The organism is Kitasatospora sp. NPDC093558 (assembly GCF_040683475.1).
Lineage (GTDB): Bacteria > Actinomycetota > Actinomycetes > Streptomycetales > Streptomycetaceae > Kitasatospora.
On record NZ_JBFBDY010000852.1, the window covers coordinates 1 to 2,362 of the forward strand.

Below are 2,362 nucleotides of genomic sequence, written 5' to 3' on the forward strand. Positions count from 1 at the left end.
GGCTGGGCACGTCCAGGTGCCCGTGCTCGACGTGGTAGCGCTCGGCGCTGGCCAGTCCGATCGGCCAGACGCTGTGGTGGGGGTCGAGGGCGCTGAGGGTCAGCAGGGGGATCACCTCCCCCGCCCGCTCCGGGCGCGCCGCAGGCGGACGGAAGCGGACTTCCCGGTCGAGACCGTCGAGTTCGAGGTACTCGATGCGGTGCACAACATGCTCGTCGTAGACCTTCAGGGCGATCATGACCTGGTACAGGAGGTAGTAGGGGCTCCCTTTCATTCCCTGGCCGGGATCTTCTCCCGGAGCCAGGTAGACGGGGACGATGATCGTCGCGATCTTGCCCGTGCCGGGGACCTGGCGCAGGGCCCGTCCGACTGCCTGGACGATGTCGATGGTGCTGGATTTGGGGTCGGCGAACAGGATGCTGTCGATGGCGGGGACGTCGATGCCTTCGAGGCACAGCCGCGAGTTCGTGAGCACCGCCCGCCTCAGCGCAGCAGAGCCTCCGGCGGTGCTGCAGAAGGCGTGCTCGGCGAACTGCGCGAAAGTGGCCCGCCGGTCGAAACGGTCTTGGAGGGAGGAGACCGTACCGGTCCACAGCTCGCTGTGGGTGTCCTTCGGCATCAGCGCCGCGGTCTCGGGAAGGGACTCGGCGAAGATCTCCGCTGACCTGATGCGCGTGTGGAAGGACAGGGTGCGTCTGAGGTCGTGCTTGTGCATCGCGTAGAGCAGGGCGACTTGGGCCGCTGCCACGCGCAGCCCCTCGGAGTCGGGGGTGATGTCGCTGTTGCGTGCCAGGATGCGGCGCAGGTCCTCGTCGTGGATCTCCATCACGACCAGGCGGTAGTCCGCGAGCAGGCCCTGTTCGATCGATTCCGCGAGGGAGATCCGGTAGACGACGGGTCCGTACAGGCTCATGTCGTCCATGGAGGCCACTTCGCAGGTCAGTTCGCGGTTGTCCTCGGGGTCAGCGACGTTCTTGGGGGTGGCGGTCATGTAGAGGCGGCGGCGCGCGGGGATGGCGTGGTTGTCGTGGATGACGGCCCACGCCTTGCTCAGCTTGCCGGCGGCCCGGTGGGCCTCGTCTCCGATGATCAGGTCCCAGGCCGGGAGACGATGCTCCGCATGTCCACGGGCGATCTTGTGCAGCGACTGGTAGGTGGTGAACACGTTGACGGGCCCGTCTGCGCCGGCGATCTGTTCGGCGAGGACGTCGAGGTTGCCGGTCCGCACCATGACATCGGCCAGGGCGGGGTCCTGCGGGCCTTCCGAAGACAGTGCCAGGTACCTTCCGGGGCGTCCTTCCGCGTGCCAGGCGGCCAGGGTCTGCTCCAGCAGTTGCAGCCTCGGCAGGATGGTGAGCACGCGCCCGGCCGGGGCGACCTCGTGGGCGACGTGCAGAGCCATCAGGGTCTTCCCGGTGCCGCATGCGGCCTGGAGCGTGAGGCGGGGCGCGCCGGTCACGAAAGCGTTGACGCACATGTCCACCGCTGTGCGCTGGTGGGCGCGCAACAGGGTCAGCAGGTCGCGGTCGAGCGCTGTCGCGGCCACGGCTCTCCGGAAAGTCCGTACGGGCAAGGCTGGTTCGAGCGTGGACACGCCCCGGGCGTCCACAGTCGAAACCACGTGCCCTTTCGCCCGATCGAGTGACGGTTTCCGAAAGGCCACCCGGAACTCGGAGCATGAGCGGCGAGGATGGGCCGGCCATGGTGGCGGCACGGAAGGCCAGGGGTGTGATGATCGCGGGCGGGATGCCGCTGTGGGGTCCACGCAGTCGGCTCCCGTTGCCGGTGCGGCATGTGGCGGACGAGTCGACGGGATCGTTCGTCAACAGGCTGGCCCATCGCAACGGTCTGGAGCTGAACGCGTTCCTGGAACGGGTGGGACATGGCCACGAGGCCGTCGACCCGCGATACACGGAGATGTACGTCAACCGGGCCGGGCTGCAACACCTGGCCATCCTGACCGGACGTCACCCGCGCGAACTCCAGCGCGTCCTGCCGAGCCTGGCGGACCGCTACCTGCTGCCCGAGGGCGGCACAACGGCGCGCTGGCAATGGCGGTGGGAGCCCCCCGAGGGCGAGGCGTACGTGGTACGCGGCTGCGGCCTGTGCGCCGGGCAGCGGATGGTCGACGAGGCGGTATGGCTGTTGTGGCCGGACCGGTGGCGAGTCTGCTTGCGCCATCTCCGGTGGACGGACTCGTCGCGGAGCGACAGCCCGCCCGAGATTTCCCTGGCCGGGCTGCCCGCGGTCGCGCGGGCCCATCGGGAGCGGATGCGGTTGCAGCGCCGGTTCCCACAGGCGGGCGCGGGACTGTTCGCGGACGCGTTCCAGATCGCGGTGCACTGGTGGACCTGCATGGCGG

General features: G+C 69.1%; 2 protein-coding genes. One reads left to right on the top strand and one right to left on the bottom strand.

From position 1 onward, the window contains the following. The coding region (locus AB0O00_RS36065; protein WP_363658928.1) for a DEAD/DEAH box helicase family protein at positions 1-1,594 on the bottom strand (1,594 nt) is incomplete at its 3' end. An 83-nt stretch (positions 1,595-1,677) separates the two neighbouring features. Here AB0O00_RS36065 and AB0O00_RS36070 point away from each other — a divergent pair. Further along, the coding region (locus tag AB0O00_RS36070) for a TniQ family protein (RefSeq protein WP_363658929.1) at positions 1,678-2,362 on the top strand (685 nt) is incomplete at its 3' end.